Here is a 26,956-nt window from a genome sequence, read left to right on the forward strand (position 1 = left end):
CAGGCAGGACGATCATGACTCTCATCGTCACCGGCGCAGCCGGTTTTATCGGCGCGAACATCGTCAAGGCGCTCAACGAGCGCGGCGAGACGCGCATCATCGCGGTCGACAACCTGACGCGCGCGGACAAGTTCCGGAATCTCGTCGATTGCGAGATCGACGACTATCTCGACAAGACGGAATTCGTCGAGCGCTTCGCGCGCGGCGATTTCGGCAAGGTGCGCGCGGTGTTCCACGAAGGCGCCTGTTCGGACACGATGGAAACCGACGGCCGCTACATGATGGACAACAACTTCCGCTACAGCCGCGCGGTGCTCGATACCTGCCTCGCGCAGGGCACGCAGTTCCTGTACGCATCGTCGGCTGCGATCTACGGCGGCTCGACGCGTTTCGTCGAGGAGCGCGAGGTCGAGGCGCCCCTGAACGTGTACGGCTATTCGAAGTTCCTGTTCGACCAGGTGATCCGCCGCGTGCTGCCGAGCGCAAAGAGCCAGATCGCCGGCTTCCGCTATTTCAACGTGTACGGCCCGCGCGAGACGCAAAAGGGGCGCATGGCGTCGGTCGCATTCCACAACTTCAACCAGTTCCGCGCGGAAGGCAAGGTCAAGCTGTTCGGCGAGTACAACGGCTATGCGCCGGGCGAGCAGACGCGTGACTTCGTGTCGGTCGAGGACGTGACGAAAGTGAACCTGTTCTTCTTCGATCATCCGGAGAAGTCGGGCATTTTCAACCTCGGCACGGGCCGTGCGCAGCCGTTCAACGACATCGCGTCGACGGTCGTGAACACGCTGCGCGCGCTCGACAACCAGCCGGCGCTGACGCTCGCGCAGCAGGTCGAGCAGGGGCTGATCGAATACGTGCCGTTTCCCGATGCGTTGCGTGGCAAGTACCAGTGCTTCACGCAGGCCGACCAGACGAAACTGCGCGCGGCCGGCTACGACGCACCGTTCCTGACCGTGCAGGAAGGTGTCGACCGCTACGTTCGTTGGCTATCCGGCCAGGTTTAAACGCAGGCGTTGCATCGATAGACTGGGTCTCACGGTCGGCAGCCGCCGGCCGTTTTCTTCGGAGATCCAGCACATGATCAGGAAATGGTTTGCCGCAGCGGTCATGCTCGGCGCAGTCGCGTCAGCCTGGGCCGCGGTCGACGTCAACACCGCGAACGAGGATGCGCTCATCGGCATCAAGGGCATCGGCCCGGCGCGTGCGAAGGCGATCGTCGACGAGCGCGGCGCACGCGGTCCGTTCAGGAATGCGGAAGATCTCACCGCGCGCGTGAAGGGAATGGGCGGGCACACCGTCGAGCGGCTCCAGCAGGAAGGGCTGACGATCGGTACGGCCGGCGCAGGCGCGACCCAGCAGGCCGCAGGCAAGCCGGCGGCCGCGAAGCCTGCCGCCGCACCGGCCCGCACCGCACAGAAGTAACGCGTCGCGCGCGACCGACAAAAGGCTCCTTCAGTCGCCGTCGTTACGACGGCTTCCCGCGGCATGCCGCGGGTTTTTTGCGTGATGCGGCGTGCGCGGCAAGCGCGAATCGCGCGGCACGCGTATTCCATCGCGGTGAAGGGGTTGCCGGCGCGAGCGGCGGTGCTGGTTTACAATCGATTGGTTGATCGGCCTCGTACTCACGGTATACCCATGGCTTACAAAACTATCGAAGACACGATCGGCAACACGCCGCTCGTGCAACTGGTCCGCTTGCCGGACGACGAGATTCGCGCGCGCAACAACGTGGTGCTCGCAAAGCTCGAAGGCAACAATCCGGCCGGTTCCGTGAAGGATCGTCCGGCGCTGTCGATGATCAGCAAGGCCGAGGCGCGCGGGCGCATCAAGCCGGGCGATACGCTGATCGAGGCGACGAGCGGCAACACGGGCATTGCGCTCGCAATGGCAGCGGCGATCCGCGGCTACAAGATGGTGCTGATCATGCCGGAGGACCTGTCGGTCGAGCGGCGTCAGAGCATGGCGGCTTACGGCGCTGAAATCATCCTGACGCCGGTGAAGGGCGGGATGGAACTGGCACGCGACCTCGCGGAGCAGATGCAGCGCGAAGGCAAGGGCGTGATCCTCGACCAGTTCGGCAACCCCGACAATCCCGTTGCGCACTACGAAGCGACGGGGCCGGAGATCTGGCGCGATACGGAAGGGCGCATCACGCACTTCGTGTCGGCAATGGGCACGACGGGCACGATCATGGGCACGTCGCGCTACCTGAAGGAACAGAATCCGGCGATCGAGATCATCGGTGCGCAGCCGGAAGACGGCTCGCGCATTCCGGGCATCCGCAAGTGGCCGGAAGCGTATATGCCGACCATCTTCGATCGCAGCCGCATCGACCGCGTCGAGAATGTGAGCCAGGCTGCGTCGGAAACGATGACACGCCGGCTGGCGGCCGTCGAAGGCATCTTCGCGGGCATTTCGTCGGGCGGCGCATGCGAAGTCGCGATGCGCATCGCACGCCAGGTCGAGAATGCGACGATCGTGTTCATCGTCTGCGATCGCGGCGACCGCTACCTGTCCACGGGCGTGTTTCCTGCCTGAACATCGGCTGGCGCGTCGCGCGCCGGCAATAAAAAAGCGCCGCTTGTGCGGCGCTTTTTCTTTGGGCGGCCGGTGCTTACTGCGACTGTGCCTGGGTAGCAGCGGGTTGCAGCGCGCCGGTCGCCTCCATCTGCGCCTTCACGGCTTCGCCGAGCTGGTACACGGTGAGCGCGTAGAAGAAGCTGCGGTTGTAGCGCGTCAGCACATAGAAATTCTTCAGGCCGAGCATGTACTCGGTCGCACGCCCCGGCGACGGCAAATCGACCACGGTCACCGGCGTGCCGGCTTCGGTCGTGATGTTGACCGTCGGCTCGTTCAGCGTCATGCCGGCGCGCAGCAGTTGCGATAGCGCCCAGTGCGGTTCGGGCTGGCCGTCGGCGGCGGCCTGTGCGATGCCCAGGCTGCCCGTGTCGGGCGTGATCTGCCAGACCACCGGGCGGTCGGTTTCCCAGCCGTGCTGCTTCAGGTAGTTCGCGACGCTGCCGATCGCATCGACAGGACTGCTGCGCAGATCGACATGGCCCGTGCCGTCGAAGTCGACCGCATACTCGCGGATGCTGCTCGGCAGGAACTGCGGGATCCCGATCGCGCCCGTATACGAGCCGAGCACGGTGGTCGGGTCGAGTTGGTTGTCGCGGGTCCAGACCAGGAAGTCCTCGAGGTTCTTGCGGAACGTGGCCTGGCGGCTGTCGCGATTCGGCGTGTCCGGGTAGTCGAAAGTGAGCGTCGTCAGCGCGTCGAGCACGCGGAAATTGCCCATGTAGCGGCCATAGATCGTCTCGACGCCGATGATGCCGACGATCACCTCGGGCGGCACGCCGAACTGCTCGGACGCGCGCTGCAGCGTTGCCTGGTTCGCCTTCCAGAACTTCACGCCCGCGTTGATGCGGATCGGCTCGATGAAACGCGAGCGGTAGACGCGCCAGTTCTTGACCGTCGGCGATGCGGCGGGCCTCACGAGCTTGACGGCCGTCGCCGAGTAGCTGATGCGCGAGAACAGCGCATGCAGGCTCGCCGAGTCGAAGCCGTTGCGGCTCACCATCTCGTCGATGAACGTGTCGACCTTCGCATTGTTCGCGTAACGCTGCGGAACGATTTCCTCTTCGAAGGTCTGGCCTTGCGGCACCGGCTGTTGCGGCTGGGCCTGTGCGACGAGCGTGCCGGCGGGCTTCGCGGGCTGCGTCTGCGCGCCGGCAGGCGCGATGCCGAGGGTCGCCGCGACGGCAGCGACGGCGAGCGGCGCGCGAACACGGAACAGCGCGGAGAGAAGGGCGGCAGGCTTGCTGGAATTCATGTCGAAGCGGGCGGACAGGGCGATTGGGTTCGGCGCAGTATACCCGACGCATCCGGCGTGCCGGGACGAAGCTGGCCCCCGTTGTGGTAAGTTAGCGGCGAATTCGCGGCAGACGATGGACATCATTGATGGAGACCTGCGGCGCACCGTGCGCCGCGGATGACAGCTTATGGCAACCGCTTTCTATACGCACCCCGACTGCATGCTGCACGAGATGGGGGAATGGCATCCGGAATGTCCGGCCCGCCTGTCGGCGATCCAGGATCAACTGATTGCGAGCCGCATCGACGATCTGATCGTGCACGAAACCGCGCCGTTCGCGAGCGAGGTCGCGCTGGGCCGCGTGCATACGCAGGCGCACATCGACTACATCCGGAGCATGACGCCGGTCGACGGCTACGTCGAGATCGATCCCGATACGCTGATGAATCGCGATACGTGGCGCGCGGCGCTGCGCGCGGCCGGCGCCGCGATCGCGGCGACCGACGCGGTGATCGAGGGCCGCTACGCGAATGCGTTCTGCGGCGTGCGTCCGCCCGGTCACCATGCGGAACCAGCGCGCGCGATGGGCTTCTGCTTCTTCAACAACGTCGCGATCGCCGCGCGGCATGCGCTCGACGTACACGGTCTCGAGCGCGTCGCGATCATCGATTTCGACGTGCACCACGGCAACGGCACCGAGGCCGCGTTCGCGAACGACGAGCGCGTGCTGATGTGCAGCTTCTTCCAGCATCCGCTGTATCCGTTCTCGGGCGTCGATCACCAGGCGCCGAACATGGTCAACCTGCCGATGCCCGCGCGCAGCAACGGGATGGCGATCCGCGAAGCCGTCGACATGTTCTGGGTGCCGCGCCTCGACGCGTTCAAGCCGCAGATGCTGTTCGTGTCGGCCGGCTTCGACGCGCATCGCGAGGACGACATCGGCAACCTCGGCCTCGTCGAGGCCGACTTCGAATGGCTGACCGCGCAGATCGTCGACGTGGCACGCCGGCATGCGCAGGGCCGCATCGTGAGCTGCCTCGAAGGCGGCTACAACCTGTCCGCGCTCGGGCGCAGCGTCGTCGCGCACCTGCGCGTGCTGGCCGGTATCTGATTCCTGACGAGCGGCCGGGCCGCGCGCACTCAGCGCGCCGGCACGCGCGCGTGGATCCATGCGATCAGCGCGTCGATCACGCGGTCGCGGTCGAGATCGTTCATCGTTTCGTGGAAACCGCCTTCGTACAGCGTCAGCGTACGATCGGGCGAGCCGACGCGCGCGCCGAACGCGCGGCTGCCGTCGGGTTCGGTCAGCTTGTCCTCGGTGCCGTGATAGACGAGCACCGGCACGCGGAGCGCGCCGCGGCCGCTTTCGATGCGCGTCATCGCGTCGAGGATCTCCGCACCGGTGCGTGCGGGCACCGCGCCGTGATGCACGAGCGGATCGGCGCGATTGGCCGCGACGATGGCCGGATCGCGCGACAGCAGCGCCGCATCGATCTTGATGGCGGGGAAGGTCGGCCAGGCCCGGCTGATGATGCGGCTGACCGCGAGCATCCAGCGCGGCACGTCGCGCCCGGGCGCGAGCGCCGGGCTCGACAGTACGAGGCCCGTCAGCGCATGGCCGCGAGCCGGCGCGCGTTCGATCGCGTAGAGCGCCGCGACTGCGCCGCCCATGCTGTGCCCCATCAGGAACAGCGGCGTATTGCCGCGTGCGGCTTCGGCGACCAGCGCGTCCGCATCGTTCAGGTAGCCGTCGAAACGCTCGGCCCACACGCGCTTGCCGGGCGACTGGCCGTGCCCGCGCAGGTCGATCGCAAGTACGTCGATGCCGGCGGCATTGAGCCGCCCGGCGAGCGCGGCATAGCGGCCTGCATGCTCGGCGAGGCCGTGCACGAGCGCGATCGTCGCGCGCGGCACCGCCGTGCCGCCACCGGCCGGCCAGCGGTACGACGCCAGTTCGAGCCCGTCCGCGGTACGCAGCCGGCCCATTTGCGGCGCGGGCGGCGCGGAAGGCGCCGATCCTGCAGTGGCGGGTGCGGCGGCCGGCGTGGTGGTGGCGGTCATCTGGCGTGTCCCCTGTTCGTTGGTCGGTGTTCCGGATCATAGTCGCGGCCCTCTCGCGACGGGCCAGCGGCACTCCTCTAATTTCGTGTGGTTATGAAAAGATCGAAATCGATTATTAAGGGGAATGAGGGGTTTGCGGTAAAATCGACGGTTATTCCAGATGCATCGGCGGCTGACTGGCGGGCCAACTCGCCAGCCGGTCGCCGTTTTGTTTACATGATCGAATTACGCAATCTTTCGCAGCGTTTCCCCGGGCCGAGCGGCTGGGTCGACGCGTTGCGCAACGTCAACCTGACGATCCCGCAGGGCGAGGTGTTCGGCATCATCGGCCGAAGCGGCGCCGGCAAGAGCACGCTCGTACGCACCATCAACCTGCTCACGCGGCCGACCGAGGGCAATGTCGTCGTCGGCGGGCGCGATTTGATGCTGCTGCCGGCAGGCGCGCTGCGCGAGGCGCGGCGCGAGATCGGCATGATCTTCCAGCACTTCAACCTGCTGTCGTCGCGCACGGTATTCGACAACGTCGCGCTGCCGCTGGAACTGGCCGGTGCAAGCCGCGCCGAGATCGAGGCCGCGGTGCTGCCGCTGCTCGATCTCGTCGGGCTGTCCGCTCAGAAGGATCGTTATCCGTCGCAGATCAGCGGCGGGCAGAAGCAGCGTGTCGGCATTGCCCGCGCACTGGCGAGCCAGCCGAAGGTGCTGCTGTCGGACGAAGCGACGTCCGCGCTCGATCCCGAAACCACGCGTTCGATCCTCGATTTGCTGAAGCGCATCAACCGCGAGCTTGGCCTGACGATCGTGCTGATCACGCACCAGATGGAAGTGATCAAGCAGGTGTGCGATCGCGTTGCAGTGCTCGATGCGGGGCGCGTGGTCGAGGAGGGCCGCGTGATCGACGTGTTCCTGCAGCCGCATCACGAAGTGACGCGCGCGCTGATCGGCGACGTGATCGCGCAGGAACTGCCGCCCGCGCTGAAGGCGCGCGTGGCCGAGCGGCTGAAGACGGGCCGCGGGCATCTGCTGCGGCTCGCATTCACGGGCTCGGGCGTCGACCAGCCGATCCTGTCGGAGACGATCCGCCGGTACGAACTCGATTTCAACATCCTGCATGGCCAGATCGACGAGATCCAGGGGCAGGCATTCGGTTCGCTCGCGGTGCTCGCGGGCGGCGAGCCGGGCAAGGTCGGGCAGGCGCTCGCGTTCCTGCGCGAGCAAGGTGTGGTGGTAGAGGAGCTTTCGTATGTTGAGTGAGATGTTCGATATGTTCGTGCAGTCGTTCTGGGAGACGCTGATCATGGTCGGCATCTCCGGAGTGGTCGGCGCGCTCGTCGGCCTGCCGCTCGGCGTGCTGCTCTACCTGACCGATCGTCAGGGCGTGCTGCAGAACCTTGCGGTAAATCGCGTGCTCGGCGGCATCGTGAACGCCGTCCGCTCGACGCCGTTCATCATCCTGCTGGTCGCGGTGATTCCGTTCACGCGTCTCGTCACCGGTTCGTCGATCGGCACGGCCGCGGCGGTCGTGCCGCTGACGCTCGCGGCCGCGCCGTTCGTTGCGCGTCTCGTCGAAACGGCGCTGCGTGAAGTCGATCGCGGGCTGATCGAGGCCGCGCAATCGATGGGCGCGACCACGTCGCAGATCGTCTTCAAGGTGCTGTTGCCCGAATCGCTGCCGGGCGTCGTCGCGGGCCTGACGATCACGTTCGTGTCGCTGGTCGGCTATTCGGCGATGGCAGGCGCGATCGGCGGCGGCGGGCTCGGCGATCTCGGGATCCGCTACGGTTACCAGCGCTATCTGCCGGAAGTGATGTGGACGGTCGTCGCGATCCTGATCGTGTTCGTGCAGATCGTGCAGTCGTTCGGCGACTGGCTGGTCCGCCGGCTGAGCCACAAATAAGACCAGATTGATCCGATAGGGGAGACACGATGCAACGACGCTTCATGCTGAAGTTCGCGGCGGCACTGGGTGCGGCCGCGCTGTTCGCGGGCGCCAACGCGCAGGCCGAAACCATCAAGGTAGGCGTGACGGGCGGCCCGCACGCGCAGATCATGGAAGCGGTGAAGAAGGTCGCGGCGAAGAGCGGCCTGGATATCCGCATCGTCGAATTCTCCGATTACGTGCAGCCGAACGCCGCGCTCGCATCGGGCGACCTCGATGCGAACAGCTACCAGCACGATCCGTATCTGCAGGCGCAGGTGAAGGATCGCGGCTACAAGCTGATCAAGATCGCGGATACCGTCACGTTCCCGATGGGCATCTATTCGAAACGCGTGAAGTCGCTGGCCGAGCTGAAGCCGGGTGCGCGCATTGCGGTGCCGAACGATCCGACCAACGGCGGCCGCGCGCTGCTGTTGCTGCAAAAGCAGGGGCTGCTGAAGCTGCGTGCGGATGCGGGATTGAAGGCGACGCCGCTCGATATCGTCGACAATCCCCGCAAGCTGAAGATCGTCGAACTCGATGCGGCGCAGATTCCGCGCTCGCTCGGCGACGTCGACGCGGCCGCGATCAATACCAACTACGCGATGGAAGCGGGGCTGAAACCGAAACAGGACGCGATCGCGATCGAGGGCCCGAACGGCCCGTACGCGAACATCCTCGCGATTCGCGAGGCGGACCGCAACAAGCCGTGGGTCGCAAAACTGGTCGCGGCCTATCATTCGGCCGACGTGAAGCAGTTCATCGAAGGCAAGTTCGGCGGCGCGGTCATTGCCGCCTGGTAACGGGCAGAGCACGGGCGCCCGGCGGGTTTAGAGTTGATGATCGAAAACCCGGGCTTTGCGTCCGGGTTTTTTCTCTTTTAAAATAGAACGACCGTTCGCTATCATTGGCGCGTCGCCAAGAAGCGGTATCCTCGACAACCACGATGGTTGGGTCCGCTTGGCCGCGCAGTCATGAGGCCTCGCTATAAAATGGCCTCTGGTCGTATTCGTAACTTTGGAGCGTGTGCATGAAAATCCTGGTGCCAGTGAAAAGAGTGGTCGATTACAACGTGAAGGTCCGCGTGAAGTCGGACAACACGGGCGTCGACATCGCGAACGTGAAGATGTCGATGAACCCGTTCGACGAAATCGCGGTTGAAGAAGCGGTGCGCCTGAAGGAAGCGGGCGTGGCGACCGAAGTGATCGCCGTATCGGTCGGCGTCACGCAAGCGCAGGAAACGCTGCGTACGGCGCTGGCGATCGGCGCGGATCGCGCGATCCTCGTCGAGTCGACCGACAGCGTCGAGCCGCTGGCCGTCGCGAAGATCCTGAAGGCGCTGGTCGACAAGGAACAGCCGCAACTGGTGATCCTCGGCAAGCAGGCGATCGACGACGATTCGAACCAGACGGGCCAGATGCTGGCCGCGCTGGCCGGCCTGCCGCAAGCGACGTTCGCGTCGAAGGTGACGGTGGCCGACGGTAAGGCAACGGTTGCCCGCGAAGTCGACGGCGGCGCGGAAACGCTGTCGCTGGCGCTGCCGGCGGTGATCACGACCGATCTGCGCCTGAACGAGCCGCGCTACGTGACGCTGCCGAACATCATGAAGGCGAAGAAGAAGCCGCTGGAAACCGTGAAGCCGGAAGACCTGGGCGTGAACGTCGCGCCGCGTCTGAAGACGCTGAAGGTGGTCGAGCCGCCGAAGCGCGCAGCCGGCGTGAAGGTGCCGGACGTGAAGACGCTGGTCGAGAAGCTGAAGACCGAAGCCAAGGTGCTGTAAGAGGGAGCGCAATAAAATGACGATTCTGGTGATTGCAGAACACGACAACGCGTCGGTCAAGGCCGCGACGTTGAACACGGTGGCGGCGGCGGCGAAGATCGGTGGCGATATTCACGTGCTGGTCGCGGGCCACAACGCGCAAGCGGCTGCGGATGCCGCGGCAAAGATCGCAGGTGTGTCGAAGGTGCTGCTGGCCGACGCGCCGCAGCTCGAAGCGGGCCTGGCGGAAAACGTCGAAGCGACCGCGCTGAACATCGCGAAGGACTATTCGCACATCCTCGCGCCGGCAACTGCGTACGGCAAGAACATCGCGCCGCGTATCGCCGCGAAGCTGGACGTCGCGCAGATCTCGGACATCACGGCGGTCGATTCGGCCGACACGTTCGAGCGCCCGATCTACGCGGGCAACGCGATCGCGACGGTGCAGTCGAGCGACCCGATCAAGGTCATCACGGTGCGTGCGACGGGTTTCGATCCGGTTGCGGCCGAAGGTGGCAGCGCAGCGGTCGAGAAGATCGAAGCAGCGGCCGACGCAGGCAAGTCGCAGTTCGTGAGCCGTGAAGTGACGAAGCTGGACCGTCCGGAACTGACGAGCGCGAAGATCATCGTGTCGGGCGGCCGCGGTCTGGGCAGCGGCGAGAACTACACGAAGGTGCTGGAGCCGCTGGCGGACAAGCTGTCGGCAGCACTGGGCGCATCGCGTGCCGCAGTCGACGCCGGCTACGTGCCGAACGACTATCAGGTCGGCCAGACCGGCAAGATCGTCGCGCCGCAGCTGTACATCGCGGTCGGCATCTCGGGTGCGATCCAGCATCTGGCCGGCATGAAGGATTCGAAGGTGATCGTTGCGATCAACAAGGATCCGGAAGCGCCGATCTTCAGCGTGGCCGACTACGGCCTCGTCGGCGATCTGTTCGCGCTGGTGCCGGAGCTCGTGAGCGAGCTCGGCTGACGCGGCATCACGCTTCAGCGTTAGGTACACGGGAAAAGGGGCGCGACGAGCGCCCTTTTTTTTGCGCCCTCGACGGAAGAGAGAAGAGGGAGGCGCACCAGGGGTGATGTCGCACCGGTCACGAGCATGCTGTTCGTGTTGAAGGAACTCGCGGGCATCGACGCCGTTGCGCCGTCGCCGGGTTTCGAGGATGCCGGCTACGACACGGCGCAGGCCGTGCTCGGCGAGTCCGCGTAGGTCTGCGGCGAGGTGCCGGCTCGCTCGGGACGTCGATCGTCAATGCGAAGGGCAACGCGAGCGGGCTCGCGTTGACGGACGCCCCGTTCTGACCGCGCGCAACGCTCTCGACGCAATGAAAAAGGCGCCCCGAGGGGCGCCTTTCTTTTTGTCGCCGACCGGCCCGCGTGGCGGCAGGCCGTCGCGGCTCAGGCGTAGGCGGGGCGCGTCTGGCCGGCCACGTCCTTCAGGTAGCGATGCACCGACAGGTCGTCGGCCTGGATCGCAGGCATCTTGCCCGAGATCAGGTCGGCGAGCAGCTGGCCCGAGCCGCACGACATCGTCCAGCCGAGCGTGCCGTGGCCGGTGTTCAGGAACAGGTTCGACACCGGCGTGCGGCCGACGATCGGCGTGCCGTCCGGCGTCATCGGGCGCAGGCCCGTCCAGAACGTGGCCTTCGACGTGTCGCCACCGCCCGGGAACAGGTCGTTCACGCACATTTCGAGCGTTTCGCGGCGTGCGGCGCGCAGCTTCTTGTCGAAGCCGACGATTTCCGCCATGCCACCGACGCGGATGCGCTGGTCGAAACGCGTGATCGCGATCTTGTAGGTCTCGTCGAGCACGGTCGACACGGGCGCCGCCGCTTCGTTGACGATCGGCGCGGTGATCGAATAGCCCTTCAGCGGATAGACGGGGATCTTCATCAGGTTCGAGATGAAGTTCGTCGAGTACGAGCCGAGCGCGACGACGTACGCGTCCGCGCGCACCGTCTCGCTGCCGCACTGCACGCCGGCGATCCTGCCGCCCGCGATCGCGAGCGCATCGATCGGCGTGTTGTAGCGGAACTTGACGCCGAGCGATTCGGCGAGCGCTGCGAGGCGCGTCGTGAACAGCTGGCAATCGCCCGTTTCGTCGCCCGGCAGGCGCAGGCCGCCCGTCAGCTTGTGCGAGACGGCCGCGAGTGCCGGTTCGGCGTGCTTCAGTTCGGCCGGCGACAGCAGTTCGAACGGCACGTTCGCTTCCTGCAGCACGGCGATATCCTTCGCCGCGCCGTCGAGTTGCTGCTGCGTGCGGAACAGTTGCAGCGTGCCGCCCGTGCGGCCTTCGTACTCGATGCCGGTATCGGCGCGCAGCGCCTGCAGGCAGTCGCGGCTGTATTCGGCGAGACGGACCATGCGGCCCTTGTTGACCGCATAGCGCTCGGCCGTGCAGTTGCGCAGCATCTGGTACATCCACTGGAGCTGGAAACGCGTGCCGTCGAGGCGGATCGCGAGCGGCGCATGCTTTTCGAACATCCACTTGACGGCCTTCAGCGGCACGCCAGGCGCGGCCCACGGCGCGGCATAGCCGGGCGAGATCTGGCCTGCGTTCGCGAAGCTCGTCTCGAGCGCCGGGCCGGCTTCCCGGTCGATCACGGTGACTTCATGACCGGCGCGCGCGAGGTAATACGCGCTTGCCACGCCCACCACACCACTGCCCAGAATGACGACTCGCATAGCTGCTCCAGATGGAAGGGACCAGGTCGAGGCCGGGCGCATGTGCGGCTCCGTGTAACCTCTAGCTGATCTAGTTTTTTGCGCTATGGTATTGTCGAATGTGCAGGTTTTGTTATCGTATTTTTCAAGTTTTCAGCATAAAAAAATGAGAACGCAACGTCAGCCAGTACGCTCGCTCGACAAGCTCGACCGGCGCATCCTGAAACTGCTCCAGGACGACGGCCGGATGGCGATGAAAGACCTCGCGGAACAGGTCGGACTGACCGTCACGCCGTGCATCGAGCGTGTGCGGCGCATGGAGCGCGACGGCGTGATCACCGGCTATCACGCGCGGGTCGACCCGGGCCAGCTGGGCGCCGCGCTGCTGGTGTTCGTCGAGATCACGCTCGGCCACAAGGGCGGCAACATGTTCGAGCAATTCCGCCGGGAAGTGATGAAGATCGACGAGGTGCTCGAGTGCCATCTCGTGTCCGGCGACTTCGACTACCTGATCAAGGCGCGGATCGGCGAGATGGCCGACTACCGGAAGCTGCTCGGCGACATCCTGTTGCAGCTGCCCGGTGCGGTGCAGTCGAAGAGCTATGTCGTGATGGAAGAAATCAAGGAGACGCTGACGATTGCCGTCGGCGAGTGACGTGCCGGCGGCCTGTTGTCGGGCCCCTTATCCCGCCCTTGGCATGCCGCACCCAATACTGTATAAATGTACAGTATTGGGTGCGGGCGAAGGGGTGGGCACATGGACGATCGGTCCGACAATGAATTTCCGATAGCGCCGCCGGTGCCCCGCAAGGGGCGCGGCGCGGTCGACAACCTGCAGGGGCGGTATGAAATCGCGCAGCGCGAAGCGGTCGACGACGGCTGGACGCACGAGTTCGGCGACGACGATTTCGCCGCGCCGCTGCGCACGCAGGTATTCGAGGAGCGGGCGAAGAGCATCCTGACGCACAACCAGTCGCCCGATATCCCGTTCAGCGTGTCGCTCAATCCGTATCGCGGCTGCGAACACGGTTGTATCTACTGCTTCGCGCGGCCGACACACAGCTATCTCGGCCTGTCGCCGGGGCTCGATTTCGAAAGCCGCATCTACGCGAAGGTCAATGCGGCCGAACTGCTCGAGCGCGAGATTTCGCGCAAGCGCTACGTGCCGGAGCCGATCGCGCTCGGCGTCAATACCGACGCTTACCAGCCGGTCGAACGCGACCTGCGCATCACGCGCAGCGTGATCCAGGTAATGCACGATCGCGGGCTGCCGTTCGCGGCGATCACGAAATCGTCGCTGATCGAGCGCGATCTCGACCTGCTCGCACCGATGGCCGAGCGCGGGCAGGTGATGGCGGCGGTCACGATCACGACGCTCGATGCCGATCTCGCGCGGACGCTCGAGCCGCGTGCGGCCACGCCGGCGCGACGGCTGCGCACGATCCGCGCGCTGCGCGACGCGGGCGTGCCGGTCGGCGTGAGCATTGCGCCGGTGATTCCGTTCGTGACCGAACCCGACATGGAGCGCGTGCTCGAGGCCTGCGCGGAAGCCGGCGCGACGTACGCGAGCTACATCATCCTGCGGTTGCCGTGGGAGGTCGCGCCGCTGTTCAAGAGCTGGCTCGCCGCGCATTTTCCCGATCGTGCGGAGCGCGTGATGAACCGCGTGCGCGACATGCGCGGCGGCAAGGATTACGACTCGGATTTCTCGAAACGGATGAAGGGCGAGGGGGTCTGGGCCGACCTGTTGCGCCAGCGCTTCCGCCAGACCGTCAAGCGGCTGGGGCTGAACGAGCGCACGAACGGCATTCTCGATCTGTCGCAGTTTCGCGGTGCGCCGGCCGCTGTCGCGCCGGCGCCGCGTGTTGCCGGGCGTTCGGCCGGCGCGCAGCTGCGCGACGACATGCAGTTGAATCTGTTCTGACACGCGAGCGAAGCCGTCGCGTGTCGGCCGCGGATGCCGCCTGCGTTGTCCTTACTGCGAAAGCTGCTTCGCCGCTTCGACCTGCGATTCGAAGTACGTCTGGAACGACAGCGCGAGGGCGGTCATCAACAGGAATGCGCCGATCAGCAGCGAGAAGATCACGACGAAGATCACGGTCCAGCCCGACTTGCTGTGCTTGCCGGTGTCCGCGTTGAATTGCGCATCCCATTTCTCGTCGGGGCGCAGCCCGTAGACGAGTGCGGCGAGGAACGCCGCCAGCAGCGAGATCGCTCCGGGTACCGCGAGCCACCAACCGAGGCCGGCGCTGCGTTGGGTCGCCGCGAGCAGGAGGAAGCCCGGAATGCCGACGATCGTCGCGAGCAGGTGTGCCCAGCCGTACACGTCGCGAAAGCCATACAGATAGAAGCGGTGCGCGCCGAGCGATCCGAGCAGGAATGCGAGGGCGGCGGTGAGCGTCTTGGAGCGGAAGCGGCGGGACGGTGCGGTGCTGCTGGACATGGATGGCGGCGTATTGTCGTTGGCATGGGCGGCCGGCGGGCCGGCGCGGGCGCGCGGCCCGGCACGCATTCTACGATGCCCGGTCGGACCCGGTCACCCCTTGCCTGCGTCAAGGTGCCGCATAGGTCACGCGGTAGATCGCGCCCGCGTAATCGTCGCTGACGAGCAGCGAGCCGTCCGGCAGCGGCAGCACGTCGGCGGGGCGGCCCCATACCGTGCCGTCGGGCCGTAGCCAGCCGGTGACGAATGGCGTCTGGCGCGCCTGGCTGCCGTCCGCCGATACGACCACGCGCATCACGCGGTAACCGACCTTCGTGCTGCGGTTCCACGAGCCGTGTTCGGCAATGAACACGTTATTGCGATACGACGCCGGAAACATCGGCCCGGTATAGAAGCGCATGCCGAGCGCGGCAACGTGCGCACCGAGTTTCAAGACGGGCGGCACATAGCGGCGGCAGACGTCGGCGCTGCCGAATTCGGGGTCGGGCGTATCCCCGCCATGGCAATATGGAAAGCCGAAATCGAGGCCGGCGCGCGGCGCACGGTTCAGCTTGTCGTCGGGTACGTCGTCGCCCATCATGTCGCGCCCGTTGTCGGTGAACCACAGCTCGCCCGAGTCGGGATGCCACGCGAAGCCGACCGTATTGCGCACGCCGCGGGCGACCACCTCGCTGCCGCTGCCGTCGGCCTTCATTCGCGCGATGATTGCGTAGCGGCTGCGATCGGGGAGGCAGACGTTGCACGGCGCACCGGTCGGCACGTAAAGCTTGCCGTCGGGGCCGAACGCGATGAATTTCCAGCCGTGATGGTGCTCGGTCGGCAGCGCGTCGGTCACGACGACCGGGGCGGGCGGTTTGGCGAGCCGGTCGTCGATATGATCGAGGCGCAGGATGCGCGACACGGCGGATATATAGAGGGCGCCATCGCGGTAGGCAACGCCGACCGGCATGTCGAGCCCGGAAGCGATCACGTAACGCGCACTGATCCGGCCCTCTTGCATCACGAATGCATGGACGCGTCCTTCCCGCGTGCCGACATACAGGATGCCGCGCGGCGACCACGCCATTTCGCGCGCGGCCGGTACCGCGTCGGTCAGGACTTCGACGTGGAAGCCGGGCGGTACGACGAGTTCGCTCACCGGCAACGGCGCGGCAAACACCGGTGCGGACGCGAGGCAGGCAAGGCCGGCGAGCAGCGCCGTGAGACGGGGCTGCGCGCGGCGCGTCGAGGCGGCGCGAAGGGACGGCATGACGGTGGGAAACGTCCAGGACACGACGATTGTATGCCCGCCCGACAGGCCGACCGCGGATTTTTTGCGCGTAAGTGTTTGTTGTACCTCTGGTTTCCGGCTATAATCGCGTGTTTCAGTAGTTTCGAACCCGGTTTTCCGAAGGACATCATATGGTTATCATCCGTCTGGCTCGTGGCGGCTCGAAGAAGCGCCCGTTCTACAACATCGTTGCTACCGATTCGCGTAACCGTCGTGACGGCCGCTTCATCGAGCGCGTCGGCTTCTACAACCCGGTCGCCACGAAGGGCGAATCGCTGCGTATCGCTCAGGATCGCCTGACGTACTGGCAAGGCGTTGGCGCGCAACTGTCGCCGACCGTCCAGCGTCTCGTGAAGGAAGCGCAAAAGGCGCAACCGGCTGCCTAACATGGCACGGTGTGCCGGTCGTGCCGGCTGTGAGGTGCATTGATGGCGGGTCACGATTCCGGTAATGCAAGGCGCGGGCGTGCGTCATTCGGCGCATTCGTCCGCAAGCCGGTCGAGCGCGACGCTGTCGCGAACGCCGGTGAGGCTGCCGAGCAAGGTAGTCTCGATACGACGCAAGCCTGGCCCGACGATGCCGTCGAGGTCGGGGCGGTCGTCGACGCCTACGGACTGAAGGGCTGGGTCAAGGTGGCGACACATGCCGATGCCGGTCGCGGTGGCGATGCGCTGCTCAACGCGCGTCGCTGGTGGCTGGAGCGCGGTGCGGAGCGGCTTTCCGTCCGCATCATGCAGTCGAAGACGCACAGCGACACTGTCGTTGCGCAACCCGCGGGCGTCAGCGACCGCGATGCTGCGCTTGCCATGCGCGGCTTTCGCGTGTTCGTGCGCCGGGAGGATTTCCCGGCACTGGCCGCGGACGAATTCTATTGGGTCGACCTGATTGGTCTCGAAGTCGTCAACGAGCAATCGGTGGCGCTCGGGAAGGTGAGCGGGATGATCGACAACGGCGTGCATTCGATCATGCGTGTCGAGTATCCGGCGACCGGCAAAGACGGTCAGCCGACCACCGACGAGCGGTTGATTCCGTTTGTCGGCGTATACGTCAAAACGGTGGATCAGGCGGCGCGTCGTATCGTCGTCGACTGGGAAGCCGATTACTGAAATGAACCAGGTTACCGAGAGCGCGGTGCAGTTCGACGTCGTCACGCTCTTTCCCGAGATGTTTCGCGCGCTGACCGACTGGGGAATCACCAGCCGGGCCGTCAAGCAAGGGCGCTTCGGGCTGCGCACCTGGAACCCGCGTGATTTCACGACGGACAACTACCGCACGGTCGACGATCGTCCGTACGGCGGCGGTCCGGGCATGGTGATGCTGGCCAGGCCGCTCGAAGCTGCGATCGATGCCGCGAAAGCGGCGCAGGCGGAGCAGGGCATCGCGAGCACGCGCGTCGTGATGATGTCGCCGCAGGGCGCGCCGCTCACGCACGATCGTGCGGCGCGGATGGCGCAGGAGCCAGGTGTCGTCGTGCTGTGCGGCCGCTATGAAGCGATCGACCAGCGTCTGCTCGACCGGTGCGTCGACGAGGAAATCAGCCTCGGCGATTTCGTGCTGTCGGGCGGCGAACTGCCGGCGATGGCGATGATGGATGCGGTCGTGCGGCTGCTGCCCGGCGTGCTGAACGATTCGCTGTCGGCCGTGCAGGACAGTTTCGCCGATGGCCTGCTCGATTGTCCGCACTACACGCGCCCCGAGGAGTATGACGGCGTGCGCGTGCCGGACGTGCTGCTCGGCGGGCATCATGCCGAGATCGAGCGGTGGCGGCGGCAGGAAGCATTGAGGAATACGTTGCGGAAGCGGCCGGACCTGATCGTCCGGGCGCGCCGCGAGAAGTTGCTGAGCCGGGCCGACGAGGCGTGGCTTGCGAACCTCGCACGCGAAGCGAAGAACGCCTCCTGAGGCGGCTGCGCGAGCGGGAATTGGCGGTGTCGTGCATGCGTGCGCGGCGCCTGATGTGAATCCATCCTCTATCGGGGCCAGGCCTGGAAGCAGGCGGGTGCCAACGCCGACAAGATGGCATAAGGAGTCAGTAATGAATCTGATCGCAAAACTTGAGCAGGAAGAAATCGAGCGCGCGCTCGCCGGCAAGACGATCCCCGATTTCGCCCCGGGCGACACGGTGATCGTGAACGTGAACGTGGTTGAAGGTACCCGCAAGCGCGTTCAGGCTTACGAAGGCGTCGTGATCGCGATTCGCAGCCGTGGTCTGAACTCGAACTTCATCGTCCGCAAGATCTCGTCGGGCGAAGGCGTCGAGCGTACGTTCCAGACGTACTCGCCGCTGCTGGCAAGCATCGTCGTGAAGCGTCGCGGCGATGTGCGTCGTGCGAAGCTGTACTACCTGCGCGAGCGTTCGGGCAAGTCGGCTCGTATCAAGGAAAAGCTGGTGTCGAAGGATCGCGCCGCAGCAGCTTCCCAAGAGTAAGAGCTGTAAGGAAAAAGCACCCAACCGGGTGCTTTTTTCATTCTGGCGCGACAATATGCTCGATACGACACGACCCCGAGAGCCCCATTGAATCGCCGCCCCATCATCGATCCCGAAGTCCTGCCGGTCGAAGGCACCGGCGCCGGCCTGCCTGTCATCGATCCCCGCCTGATGACGCCGTCCGGCTTGCGCGAACGTTTCGCGCGCACGCTTGAATGGAGCGTCGAGCCCGGCGAAGCGAGGCTGCAGGAAGGCGTCGATCCGCGGAGCGCGGCCGTCCTCATGCCGCTCGTTGTTCGCGAGTCGGGCCTCACCGTGCTGCTGACCCAGCGCGCCGACCACCTGAACGACCACGCCGGACAGATCAGCTTCCCCGGCGGCCGTCGCGAACCGTTCGATCGCGATGCCACGGCCACCGCGTTGCGCGAGGCGAAGGAAGAGATCGGGCTGGCCGCGGAGCGCGTCGAGATTCTCGGTGCGCTGCCCGACTACCTGACCGGCACGGGTTTCTGCGTGACGCCGGTGGTCGGCCTCGTGCATCCGCCGTTCACCGTGCAGGCCGACACGTTCGAAGTCGCCGAGATTTTCGAAGTGCCGCTCGCGTTCCTGATGAATCCCGCGAACCACCAGGTCCGCGTGTTCCGCTGGGAAGGCGGCGAGCGTCGTTTTTTTGCGATGCCTTATCCGAATGGCGAACCGGCCGGGCATTACTTCATCTGGGGCGCAACTGCCGCCATGTTTCGCAATCTCTACCGCTTCTTGGCCGCCGGCTAGGTGCATGCACCGGCCGGCGCGCGCCGCCGGCCGCCGGGCGACCGCGCCGGCAGCCATGCGGGGCTTACGCTGTGCTATCGTTATGCAAAAAATGACATAACTCCGAAGACGGCGCCACGCATGACTTTCTTTTCGGTTCTCCTCGCCCTCATCATCGAACAGGTCCGCGCGTTATCACCGAGCAATCCGGTGTTTGCGCTGTTCCAGTTTCATGCGGAAACCGTCGCGCATGGCCTCGACGCCGGCAAGCAGAAGCACGGCATCCTCGCATGGCTCGCGGTCGTGCTGCCGTGGGTGCTGATCGTCGCGCTGATCTATTTCCTGCTGTTCAAGGTGAGCTTCGTGCTCGCGTTCCTGTGGAACGTCGTCGTCGTGTATTTCACGCTCGGCTTCCGCCAGTTCAGCCATTACTTCACCGATATCCACCTCGCGCTCAACAACGACGACGTGCCGCGTGCGCGCGAAATCCTCCACGAGTGGACGGGCATCGACACGGTCGACATGCCGGTCGGTGAAATCGTCCGCCACACGCTGATCCACGCGGTTGTCGCATCGCACCGCCACGTGTTCGGCGTGTTCTTCTGGTATGTGCTGCCGATCGGCCCCGCCGGCGCCGTGCTGTACCGGATTTCCGAATACCTCGCGCGCACCTGGTCGACGCCGGGCGACGACCGCACGGCTGCGTTCTCGACGTTCGCGCAGCGCGCGTTCTTCGTGATCGACTGGATTCCCGCGCGTCTGACGGCGCTCGGCTTCGCGATCGTCGGCAATTTCGAGGATGCGATCTACGCGTGGCGCAATCACACGCGCCAGTGGCCCGACCCGAACGACGGCGTGCTGCTCGCAGCCGGCAGCGGCGCGCTCGGCGCGCGTCTCGCGGGGCCGCTCGCGGAGCCGTCGAGCCTCGATGCGCTGGCGGTCGGCGACAGCGGTCCTTTGACGGTCGGTGACGATTGCACGCCGCGAACGCTGCAGTCGGCGGTCGGCCTTGTCTGGCGCGCGGTGATCCTGTGGATGATCCTGCTGCTGATGCTGACGCTCGCCGTCTGGGTGTCGTGACGGAGCACCGCAATACCCGATGAAAGAACAAGGCCGGCTTGATGCCGGCCTTGTTGCTGTGGGGTCAGTCGTCGAGCGGATCGCGCACGGCGCCGCATTGCCAGCACGCGGTGAACTGCGCTTCGAGCGCTTCGCCGCACTGCCGGCAGCGCCACGGCGCTGCGCCGGCCGACGGGCCGTGCGACGCGGCGTCGAGGAGCCGGCGGGCGAGCGCGTCGTCGCGTTCGTCGTCGAGCCACAGTTCGGGCGTGCACGCATCGGCCGGCAGGCCGCCGAGCGCGCCCGTCGCGTAGCAGTTATGCAGCTCGCAACCGATGCCGGCCACCTGAAGCACGTTGGCCCAATGCTGCGCGGTCGCGAGATCGGGTGCCTTGAAACGCATCGCGGCTCCTGTCGGTGAAGGCGGGCCCGCAGCGTGCCGGCCGGCGCCGCGCGCGTCCCGCGCGCTCAGCGGACGATCTGGCTCGCTTCGTGCACGAGCTGCGCGTACAGCGCGTGCCGCGTCGGTGCGATGCGGCCATCGGCGACGGCGTCGAGAATCGCGCAGCCGGGCTCGTGCAGATGATGACAATTATAGAAACGGCAGTCCGCGAGTAGCGGACGGAACTCCGGAAACGCACGTTCGAGGCGGCCTTCGGTCAGGTGGTAGAGGCCGAATTCCTGGAAGCCCGGCGAATCGATCAGTGCGCCGCCGCCTTCCAGCGGGTAGAGGCGCGTGAACGTCGTCGTGTGGCGGCCGCTGTTGAGCGCGGCCGAAATTTCGCGCGTGGCGGCCTCGGCGTCGGGCACGAGCAGGTTCACGAGCGTCGATTTGCCCATCCCGGACTGACCGAGCAGGATCGTCGAATGTCCGGCGAGGTGCGGCATCAGTTGCGCACGCGCGTCGTCGGGCGAACCTTTCACCGACAGCTCGAGCACGTCGTAGCCGAGCGCACGGTAGGGGGCGAGGCGTTCGCGCGCGACCGGCAGTGCGGCCTCGACGTCGATCTTGTTCAGCACGACGAGCGGCTTCAGCTCGTTCGCCTCGGCGGCGATCAGCGCGCGGCCGAGCAGATCTTCGCTGAAATAGGGCTCGGTCGCGAGCACGATCAGCAACTGGTCGAGGTTGGCCGCGAACAGCTTCGACTTGAACTGGTCGGAACGGTACAGCAGGTTGCGTCGCTCGCCGATCTCGACGATCACGCCCTGGTCGGCCGATGCGAGTTCGTACACGACGCGGTCGCCGACCGCGATGTCGCTCTTCTTGCCGCGCGGGAAGCACTGCAGCATCGGGCCGCCGTCGTCGGGTGCGACAATGTAGTGGCGCCCGTGCGCCGCGATCACGCGGCCTTCGGCCCGTTGCGCGTTCGACGCGCGCGGGGCCGGCTTGCGGGAAGTCGGGCGGCTCATGCGTGTTGCAGCAGGCGGTCGATCCGCTGCGACGCAGGCGGATGCGAGTAGTAGAAGGCCGTGTAGACGGGGTCGGGCGTCAGCGTCGACGCGTTGTCCTCGTACAGCTTCACGAGCGCGCTGACGAGATCCTGCGCGTCGGTCTGGCTGGCCGCGAACGCATCGGCCTCGAATTCGTGCTTGCGCGACGTCAGGCTGCTGAACGGCGTCGCGAAGAACAGGAACACCGGAATCGCGAGGAAGAACAGCACGAGCGCCGCGCCCGCGTTGCTGGTGTCGAGCGACGGTATGACGCCGAGCCCGGTGTAGAACCACGTGCGTTGCGCGAGCCAGCCGAGCAGCGCGAGCAGCACGAGGCTCAGCACGAACGACACGAGCATGCGCTTCATCACGTGACGGCGCTTGAAATGGCCGAGCTCGTGCGCGAGCACGGCCTCGATTTCCTGGCCGGACAGGCGCGCGAGCAGCGTGTCGAAGAACACGATCCGCTTCGATGCGCCGAAGCCCGTGAAATACGCGTTGCCGTGCGCGGAGCGGCGGCTGCCGTCCATCACGAACAGCCCCTTCGCCGCGAAACCGCAGCGCTTCATCAGCGATTCGATGCGCGAGCGCAGCGCGTCGTCCTTCAGCGGCTCGAACTTGTTGAAGATCGGCGCGATGAAGGTCGGGTAGATCAGCAGCACGAGCATCTGGAACGCGACCCAGACGATCCAGGTCCACAGCCACCACAGGCTGCCGGCCTGGTTCATCAGCCACAGCACGACGAACAGCAGCGGCAGGCCGAGGGCCGCGCCGAGCAGCGAGTTTTTCAGCATGTCGGTGAAGAACAGCCGTTTCGTCATCCGGTTGAAGCCGAATCGCTGCTCGATCCCGAACTGGCGGTAGTACTCGAACGGGATGTCGATCACGCTGGTGATCACGAGCACCGCGGCGACGAGCGCGACCTGCTGCCCGTAGCCGCGTCCGAGCCAGCCGGTCAGCAGCGTGTCGAGCGCACCGACGCCGCCGAGCAGCGTGAGGCCGACCAGCACGGCTGCGCTGACGACGATTTCGAGCATCGTCAGCCGGGTGCGCTCGACCGTATAGTCGGCCGCGCGCTGGTGGGCGGTCAGCGGGATGGTCGCGCTGAACTGCGCGGGCACGCCGTTGCGGTGCGCCGCGACGAAGCGGATCTGCCGCGACGCGAGCCACAGCTTGGTGACGACCATCGCGAGTACGGCGATCGCGAACAGCAGGGTGAACGAAAAGGGTGACATCGAAGGCGCCAAAGGGTTCTATGCGAGAATTATATGTTCTTGCGGACCGGCCCCGCTGATGCGATGCCGGCCGCCCGGGCGGCGCCGCGCGCCGTCCGCCATTTTCCAGGATGACTCATGACCGATACCGCCGCTTCCGCCAGCCAGCCCGCGCTCGTGCGCAACGAGTTGAACCTCGTCTGGCTCGACATGGAGATGACGGGCCTCGACCCGGATAACGACCGCATCATCGAGATCGCGGTCGTCGTGACCAATTCCACGCTCGACATCGCGGTCGAAGGCCCGGTGTTCGCGATCCACCAGAGCGACGAAACGCTTGCGAAGATGGACGACTGGAACAAGTCGACGCACGGCCGCTCGGGCCTGATCGACCGCGTGCGCGCGTCGACGGTGACCGAGGCGGAAGCCGCCGCGCAGCTGCAGGCGTTCCTCGCGCAGTACGTGTCGCCGGGCAAGTCGCCGATGTGCGGCAACTCGATCTGCCAGGACCGCCGCTTCATGGCGCGCTGGATGCCGGAATTCGAGCGGTTCTTCCACTACCGCAATCTCGACGTCAGCACGCTCAAGGAGCTGTGCCGCCGCTGGCAGCCCGCGATCTACAAGGGTTTCCAGAAGCGTGCGATGCACACGGCGCTCGCGGACATCCACGAGTCGATCGACGAGCTGAAGTATTACCGCGAGCATTTCCTGATTCCGGCCGCATCGGCGCCGGCAGGCGAGTCCGCGCCGGCCGCCTGAGCGGGCCGGCACGCGCTCAACGCGGCGCGCGCTGCGCGCTTTTCGGCCGGAACGCCGCGACCACCGCGGCGTCGGTCTCGATGTACGGGCCGCCGATCAGGTCGACGCAGTAGGGCACCGCGGCGAAGATGCCGGGCACGGTCGACTTGCCGTCGGCATCGCGCAGCCCTTCGAGCGTTTCCCGGATCGACTTCGGCTGGCCGGGCAGGTTGATGATCAGCGCCGCATGGTCGGCCGTCTCGCGGATCACCGCGACCTGCCGCGACAGGATCGCGGTCGGCACGAAATTCAGGCTGATCTGCCGCATCTGCTCGCCGAATCCCGGCATTTCCTTCGTCGCCACGGCCAGCGTGGCCTCGGGCGTCACGTCACGGCGCGCGGGGCCCGTGCCGCCGGTCGTCAGCACGAGGTCGCACCCCGCGACGTCGACGAGCTCGGCGAGCGTGGCGGAAATCGTCGGCGCATCGTCCTGGATCAGGCGCGTTTCGGCCCGCCACGGCGAAACCAGCGTGCCGGCGAGCCACTCCTGCAGTGCCGGAATGCCCTTGTCTTCGTAGACGCCCGTGCTCGCGCGGTCGCTGATCGACACGAGGCCGACGACCAGCTCGTCCGGGTGGTTACGCTTCGTCGTCATGGTCGTCTTCGGTGTCGTCCGGCGCCTCGTCACCCGCATCGGGCGTGCCGCTTGCGGTCTTGATCCACTGGAACAGCTCGCGGAAATAGCGCGGCGGCTTGCCTTGCTGCGCTTCCTTGCGTGCGTTGCGGATCAGCGTGCGGCCTTCCTGGATATCCGCTTCCGGGTGCTGGCGCAGGAATTCGGTCAGCGCGTCGTCGTTGGCGAGCAACTGGTCGCGCGTGCGCTCGATCCAGTGCAGGCGGGCCGTCGCGGCCTTGTTCACGCCGCGTTGTGCGTCGAGTGCGGTGCGCAGCGCGGCCGTTTCGTCGTCGGTCAGCGAGCGCATCACGCGGCCGACGTACTGGAGCTGGCGGCGCTTGCCTTCGTGATCGGTGATCCGGCGTGCCTCGCGAACGGCATCCGAGAGACTTTCGGGCATCGGCATGCGCTTGAGGGCGTCTTTCGGCAGATCGACGAGCGCCTGGCCGAGCACCTGCAGCTCGTGCATCTCGCGCTTCAACTGGGATTTGCTGGGGCGATCGTAGCCGTTGTCGTCGTCCTCGACGGCATGCTCGATCGGCTGGATTCGGGTTTTGCGTGTCATAGGCGGCATTGTATCGCGGCGCGGACACCCCAAGCTTGTCGGTGCGCGGCCCCGGACCTTGCTATGATCGCGGGATACGCAACATTTTGACCATGCGGGCGCCCGCCCGCCACCGGATACCAAGACGATGGCAGCCAATCTCGACGTACAAGCGCGCTATTTCCCGCACACGCAGGACCAGCTCAAAGAAATCGCGTCGGACATCCTTCGCCATGCGAAGGCGCTCGGCGCGTCGGACGCCGCGACCGAAATCTCCGAAGGCGACGGCCTGTCGGTGTCGGTGCGCCGCGGCGAAGTCGAAACGATCGAACACAACCGCGACAAGATGGTCGGCGTGACCGTGTTCATCGGCAAGAAGCGCGGCAACGCGAGCACGTCCGATTTCTCGCCGGCCGCGATCAAGGATACCGTCGCCGCCGCGTACAACATCGCGCGCTTCACGGCCGAGGACGAAGCAGCCGGTCTCGCCGAGGCCGAACTGCTCGAAACCGACCCGCGCGATCTCGACCTGTACCACCCGTGGGCGCTGACGGCCGACGAGGCCGTCGAGCTCGCCCGCCGCGCGGAAGACGCCGCCTTCGCGGTCAGCCCGCAGATCCGCAATTCGGAAGGCGCGAGCGTGTCGGCGCAGCATTCGCAGTTCGTGCTCGCGACGTCGCGCGGCTTCCTGTCCGGCTACCCGTACTCGCGCCACTACATCGCGTGCGCGCCGATCGCGGGCAGCGGCCGTCACATGCAGCGCGACGACTGGTATTCGTCGAAGCGCAGCGCGATCGATCTCGCGGCGCCCGAAGCGGTCGGCCGTTACGCGGCCGAGCGCGCGCTCGCACGGATGGGCGCACGCCGTCTCGACACCCGCAAGGTGCCCGTGCTGTTCGAGGCGCCGCTCGCGGCGGGCCTGCTCGGTGCATTCGTGCAGGCCGTGAGCGGCGGCGCGCTGTACCGCAAGACGTCGTTCCTCGTCGACAGCCTCGGCAAGCCGGTGTTCGCACCGCACATCCAGGTCGTCGAGGATCCGCACGTGCCGCGCGCGATGGGCAGCGCACCGTTCGACGAGGAAGGCGTGCGTACGCGCGCGCGCAGCGTCGTGAAGGACGGTGTCGTCGAAGGCTACTTCCTGTCGACCTATTCGGCACGCAAGCTCGGCACGCAAACCACCGGTAACGCGGGCGGTTCGCACAACCTCGCGCTGCGCAGCTCGAGCACGCAGGCCGGAGACGATTTCGACGCCATGCTGAAGAAGCTCGGCACGGGCCTGCTGCTGACCGAGCTGATGGGGCAGGGCGTGAACTACGTGACGGGCGACTATTCGCGCGGCGCGGCGGGTTTCTGGGTGGAGAACGGCGTGATCCAGTATCCGGTCGAGGAAATCACCGTCGCGAGCACGCTGCAGGAAATGTTCCGGCACATCGTCGCGATCGGCGCCGATTCGATCGTGCGCGGTACGAAGGAAACGGGCTCGGTGCTGATCGAGCAGATGACGATCGCGGGGCAGTAAGCGACGCGCGGCGTCAGCCGCCATCCAGCGAAAAAGCCCGACCGGCTCACGCCGGTCGGGCTTTTTTCATCGTGCGTGACTGCGAAACACGTCAGCCGCGCTTGCGCGCGTAGACGACGAACGCATAGCCGAACGTATTCGGCGCGGCGGCCTGATGCGCATCGCGCGACACTTCCTGCCAGTGTGCGGCGTCGGGCGCGGGGAACGACGCGTCGCCGTCGAAGTCGGCGTCGATCTCGGTGACGACCAGCTTGTCGGCCAGCGTGAGGCCTTCCGCATACAGTTGCGCGCCGCCGATCAGGAATGCCTCGGGCACATCGTCTTGCGCGGCAAGCGCCAGTGCATCGGCAAGCGACGTGACCGTGTCGCAGCCGTCGAAGCGACGCATGGCGTCGCGCGTGACGACGATATTGCGGCGGCCCGGCAGCGGCCGGCCGATCGATTCGTGGGTCTTGCGGCCCATTACGATCGGCGCGCCCATCGTCGTGCGCTTGAAGAATGCGAGATCCTCGGGAAGTTTCCAGGGCAACTGGTTGTCGCGGCCGATGATGCCGTTGCGGGCACGCGCGACGATCAGGGTCAACGTCGTCATGAAGGTCTGGGAACAGGGAAAACGGAATGGCGCCGATTCTACCGGAACGGCGGCGCGTGCCGGATTCCGCGCA

At 66.1% G+C, this 26,956-nt stretch carries 30 protein-coding genes and 1 pseudogene; 20 read left to right on the forward strand and 11 right to left on the reverse strand.

Annotated features, from left to right (window positions below):
• Nucleotides 1-14: 14 nt before the first annotated feature.
• The 3 genes from rfaD to cysM all read left to right on the forward strand — a co-directional run bounded on the left by rfaD (nt 15) and on the right by cysM (nt 2,541).
• Nucleotides 15-1,007, forward strand: a complete 993-nt coding sequence (rfaD, locus tag ACWMMN_RS05295; protein ID WP_059235479.1) for an ADP-glyceromanno-heptose 6-epimerase — start codon at nt 15-17, stop codon at nt 1,005-1,007.
• A 73-nt stretch (nt 1,008-1,080) separates the two neighbouring features.
• Nucleotides 1,081-1,425, forward strand: coding sequence for a ComEA family DNA-binding protein (locus ACWMMN_RS05300; RefSeq protein ID WP_059235478.1), 345 nt, complete (start codon nt 1,081-1,083; stop codon nt 1,423-1,425).
• A gap of 213 nt (nt 1,426-1,638) precedes the next feature.
• Nucleotides 1,639-2,541, forward strand: a complete 903-nt coding sequence (gene cysM, locus ACWMMN_RS05305) for a cysteine synthase CysM (protein ID WP_059235476.1) — start codon at nt 1,639-1,641, stop codon at nt 2,539-2,541.
• Nucleotides 2,542-2,617: 76 nt separating this feature from the next.
• On the opposite strand, the gene mltB is transcribed toward cysM, so the two are convergent.
• Nucleotides 2,618-3,961 carry a lytic murein transglycosylase B gene (gene mltB / locus ACWMMN_RS05310; RefSeq protein ID WP_174993470.1) on the reverse strand — a complete coding sequence of 448 codons (1,344 nt, stop codon included), beginning with the start codon at nt 3,959-3,961 and terminating at the stop codon, nt 2,618-2,620.
• 43 nt (nt 3,962-4,004) lie between these two features.
• Between mltB and ACWMMN_RS05315 the strand changes: the two genes are divergently transcribed.
• Entirely contained in the window at nt 4,005-4,928 is a 924-nt protein-coding gene (locus ACWMMN_RS05315; RefSeq protein WP_342703857.1) for a histone deacetylase family protein, read from the forward strand.
• 29 nt (nt 4,929-4,957) lie between these two features.
• Here ACWMMN_RS05315 and ACWMMN_RS05320 read toward each other — a convergent pair whose 3' ends face one another.
• On the reverse strand, nt 4,958-5,878 hold the full coding sequence (locus ACWMMN_RS05320; protein ID WP_342703859.1) for an alpha/beta hydrolase: 921 nt from the start codon (nt 5,876-5,878) through the stop codon (nt 4,958-4,960).
• 216 nt (nt 5,879-6,094) lie between these two features.
• Here ACWMMN_RS05320 and ACWMMN_RS05325 point away from each other — a divergent pair, with 216 nt between their 5' ends.
• The 6 genes and pseudogenes from ACWMMN_RS05325 to ACWMMN_RS05350 all read left to right on the forward strand — a co-directional run.
• On the forward strand, nt 6,095-7,129 hold the full coding sequence (locus ACWMMN_RS05325) for a methionine ABC transporter ATP-binding protein (protein ID WP_059235467.1): 1,035 nt from the start codon (nt 6,095-6,097) through the stop codon (nt 7,127-7,129).
• Nucleotides 7,119-7,772, forward strand: coding sequence for a methionine ABC transporter permease (locus tag ACWMMN_RS05330; RefSeq protein WP_059235465.1), 654 nt, complete (start codon nt 7,119-7,121; stop codon nt 7,770-7,772). The genes ACWMMN_RS05325 and ACWMMN_RS05330 overlap by 11 nt, the downstream gene beginning before the upstream one ends.
• Before the next feature lie 29 nt (nt 7,773-7,801).
• Nucleotides 7,802-8,596 carry a MetQ/NlpA family ABC transporter substrate-binding protein gene (locus ACWMMN_RS05335; RefSeq protein WP_059235463.1) on the forward strand — a complete coding sequence of 265 codons (795 nt, stop codon included), beginning with the start codon at nt 7,802-7,804 and terminating at the stop codon, nt 8,594-8,596.
• 227 nt (nt 8,597-8,823) lie between these two features.
• Nucleotides 8,824-9,573, forward strand: a complete 750-nt coding sequence (locus ACWMMN_RS05340) for an electron transfer flavoprotein subunit beta/FixA family protein (RefSeq protein WP_340623907.1) — start codon at nt 8,824-8,826, stop codon at nt 9,571-9,573.
• A gap of 16 nt (nt 9,574-9,589) precedes the next feature.
• Nucleotides 9,590-10,525, forward strand: a complete 936-nt coding sequence (locus tag ACWMMN_RS05345) for an electron transfer flavoprotein subunit alpha/FixB family protein (RefSeq protein WP_059235460.1) — start codon at nt 9,590-9,592, stop codon at nt 10,523-10,525.
• Between the two features lie 126 nt (nt 10,526-10,651).
• A pseudogene (locus ACWMMN_RS05350) lies at nt 10,652-10,759 on the forward strand (acyl-CoA dehydrogenase N-terminal domain-containing protein); the annotation flags it as partial.
• 191 nt (nt 10,760-10,950) lie between these two features.
• On the opposite strand, the gene ACWMMN_RS05355 reads toward ACWMMN_RS05350, so the two are convergent.
• Nucleotides 10,951-12,237 carry a D-amino acid dehydrogenase gene (locus tag ACWMMN_RS05355; RefSeq protein WP_059235458.1) on the reverse strand — a complete coding sequence of 429 codons (1,287 nt, stop codon included), beginning with the start codon at nt 12,235-12,237 and terminating at the stop codon, nt 10,951-10,953.
• A 145-nt stretch (nt 12,238-12,382) separates the two neighbouring features.
• On the opposite strand from ACWMMN_RS05355, the gene ACWMMN_RS05360 reads away from it, so the two are divergent.
• Together ACWMMN_RS05360 and ACWMMN_RS05365 are read left to right on the forward strand one after the other, a co-directional pair.
• Nucleotides 12,383-12,871, forward strand: a complete 489-nt coding sequence (locus ACWMMN_RS05360) for an Lrp/AsnC ligand binding domain-containing protein (protein WP_012492860.1) — start codon at nt 12,383-12,385, stop codon at nt 12,869-12,871.
• A 102-nt stretch (nt 12,872-12,973) separates the two neighbouring features.
• On the forward strand, nt 12,974-14,140 hold the full coding sequence (locus tag ACWMMN_RS05365) for a PA0069 family radical SAM protein (RefSeq protein ID WP_486423064.1): 1,167 nt from the start codon (nt 12,974-12,976) through the stop codon (nt 14,138-14,140).
• A 51-nt stretch (nt 14,141-14,191) separates the two neighbouring features.
• On the opposite strand, the gene ACWMMN_RS05370 is transcribed toward ACWMMN_RS05365, so the two are convergent.
• Together ACWMMN_RS05370 and ACWMMN_RS05375 are read right to left on the reverse strand one after the other, a co-directional pair.
• The gene (locus ACWMMN_RS05370) at nt 14,192-14,659 is read right to left on the reverse strand and encodes an NINE protein (protein WP_059236852.1); all 468 of its coding nucleotides are present in this window, start codon (nt 14,657-14,659) and stop codon (nt 14,192-14,194) included.
• Nucleotides 14,660-14,768: 109 nt separating this feature from the next.
• Nucleotides 14,769-15,908, reverse strand: a complete 1,140-nt coding sequence (locus ACWMMN_RS05375; protein WP_486423065.1) for a PQQ-dependent sugar dehydrogenase — start codon at nt 15,906-15,908, stop codon at nt 14,769-14,771.
• A gap of 152 nt (nt 15,909-16,060) precedes the next feature.
• Between ACWMMN_RS05375 and rpsP the strand changes: the two genes are divergently transcribed.
• The 6 genes from rpsP to ACWMMN_RS05405 all read left to right on the forward strand — a co-directional run bounded on the left by rpsP (nt 16,061) and on the right by ACWMMN_RS05405 (nt 20,190).
• Nucleotides 16,061-16,315 (forward strand): 30S ribosomal protein S16, encoded by a 255-nt coding sequence (gene rpsP / locus ACWMMN_RS05380; RefSeq protein ID WP_006476550.1) that lies wholly within the window; start codon nt 16,061-16,063, stop codon nt 16,313-16,315.
• Nucleotides 16,316-16,357: 42 nt separating this feature from the next.
• Nucleotides 16,358-17,035: a ribosome maturation factor RimM gene (rimM, locus tag ACWMMN_RS05385; protein ID WP_059235452.1), complete on the forward strand. Its 678-nt coding sequence runs from the start codon at nt 16,358-16,360 to the stop codon at nt 17,033-17,035.
• A gap of 1 nt (nt 17,036) precedes the next feature.
• Complete coding sequence (gene trmD, locus ACWMMN_RS05390) at nt 17,037-17,831, forward strand: tRNA (guanosine(37)-N1)-methyltransferase TrmD (protein WP_486423066.1); 795 nt, start codon at nt 17,037-17,039, stop codon at nt 17,829-17,831.
• Between the two features lie 133 nt (nt 17,832-17,964).
• Nucleotides 17,965-18,357, forward strand: coding sequence for a 50S ribosomal protein L19 (gene rplS, locus ACWMMN_RS05395; protein WP_059235450.1), 393 nt, complete (start codon nt 17,965-17,967; stop codon nt 18,355-18,357).
• A gap of 87 nt (nt 18,358-18,444) precedes the next feature.
• Nucleotides 18,445-19,131 (forward strand): CoA pyrophosphatase, encoded by a 687-nt coding sequence (locus tag ACWMMN_RS05400; protein ID WP_059235448.1) that lies wholly within the window; start codon nt 18,445-18,447, stop codon nt 19,129-19,131.
• 120 nt (nt 19,132-19,251) lie between these two features.
• Nucleotides 19,252-20,190 carry a CobD/CbiB family protein gene (locus ACWMMN_RS05405; protein ID WP_059236850.1) on the forward strand — a complete coding sequence of 313 codons (939 nt, stop codon included), beginning with the start codon at nt 19,252-19,254 and terminating at the stop codon, nt 20,188-20,190.
• Nucleotides 20,191-20,254: 64 nt separating this feature from the next.
• Here the strand turns inward: ACWMMN_RS05405 and ACWMMN_RS05410 are convergent, their stop codons facing one another.
• The 3 genes from ACWMMN_RS05410 to ACWMMN_RS05420 form a co-directional block, all read right to left on the reverse strand.
• Nucleotides 20,255-20,572 carry a putative signal transducing protein gene (locus tag ACWMMN_RS05410; protein ID WP_011351362.1) on the reverse strand — a complete coding sequence of 106 codons (318 nt, stop codon included), beginning with the start codon at nt 20,570-20,572 and terminating at the stop codon, nt 20,255-20,257.
• Nucleotides 20,573-20,637: 65 nt separating this feature from the next.
• Complete coding sequence (rsgA, locus tag ACWMMN_RS05415; RefSeq protein WP_059235446.1) at nt 20,638-21,579, reverse strand: ribosome small subunit-dependent GTPase A; 942 nt, start codon at nt 21,577-21,579, stop codon at nt 20,638-20,640.
• Nucleotides 21,576-22,835, reverse strand: a complete 1,260-nt coding sequence (locus ACWMMN_RS05420) for a M48 family metallopeptidase (protein ID WP_059235444.1) — start codon at nt 22,833-22,835, stop codon at nt 21,576-21,578. The genes rsgA and ACWMMN_RS05420 overlap by 4 nt, the downstream gene beginning before the upstream one ends.
• Before the next feature lie 117 nt (nt 22,836-22,952).
• Between ACWMMN_RS05420 and orn the strand changes: the two genes are divergently transcribed.
• On the forward strand, nt 22,953-23,573 hold the full coding sequence (gene orn, locus ACWMMN_RS05425) for an oligoribonuclease (RefSeq protein WP_049030222.1): 621 nt from the start codon (nt 22,953-22,955) through the stop codon (nt 23,571-23,573).
• Between the two features lie 16 nt (nt 23,574-23,589).
• On the opposite strand, the gene mog is transcribed toward orn, so the two are convergent.
• Both mog and yjgA read right to left on the reverse strand, forming a co-directional pair.
• The gene (gene mog / locus ACWMMN_RS05430; protein ID WP_486423067.1) at nt 23,590-24,207 is read right to left on the reverse strand and encodes a molybdopterin adenylyltransferase; all 618 of its coding nucleotides are present in this window, start codon (nt 24,205-24,207) and stop codon (nt 23,590-23,592) included.
• A complete protein-coding gene (yjgA, locus tag ACWMMN_RS05435; RefSeq protein ID WP_272481527.1) occupies nt 24,191-24,793 on the reverse strand; it encodes a ribosome biogenesis factor YjgA in 603 nt (200 codons plus the stop codon). The genes mog and yjgA overlap by 17 nt, the downstream gene beginning before the upstream one ends.
• A gap of 127 nt (nt 24,794-24,920) precedes the next feature.
• On the opposite strand from yjgA, the gene pmbA reads away from it, so the two are divergent.
• The gene (gene pmbA / locus ACWMMN_RS05440; protein ID WP_059235437.1) at nt 24,921-26,291 is read left to right on the forward strand and encodes a metalloprotease PmbA; all 1,371 of its coding nucleotides are present in this window, start codon (nt 24,921-24,923) and stop codon (nt 26,289-26,291) included.
• A 91-nt stretch (nt 26,292-26,382) separates the two neighbouring features.
• Here pmbA and ACWMMN_RS05445 read toward each other — a convergent pair whose 3' ends face one another.
• Nucleotides 26,383-26,883 (reverse strand): dihydrofolate reductase, encoded by a 501-nt coding sequence (locus ACWMMN_RS05445; RefSeq protein WP_486423068.1) that lies wholly within the window; start codon nt 26,881-26,883, stop codon nt 26,383-26,385.
• Nucleotides 26,884-26,956: the final 73 nt, after the last annotated feature.

Source organism: Burkholderia cepacia complex sp. TUM26381 (assembly GCF_057439935.1).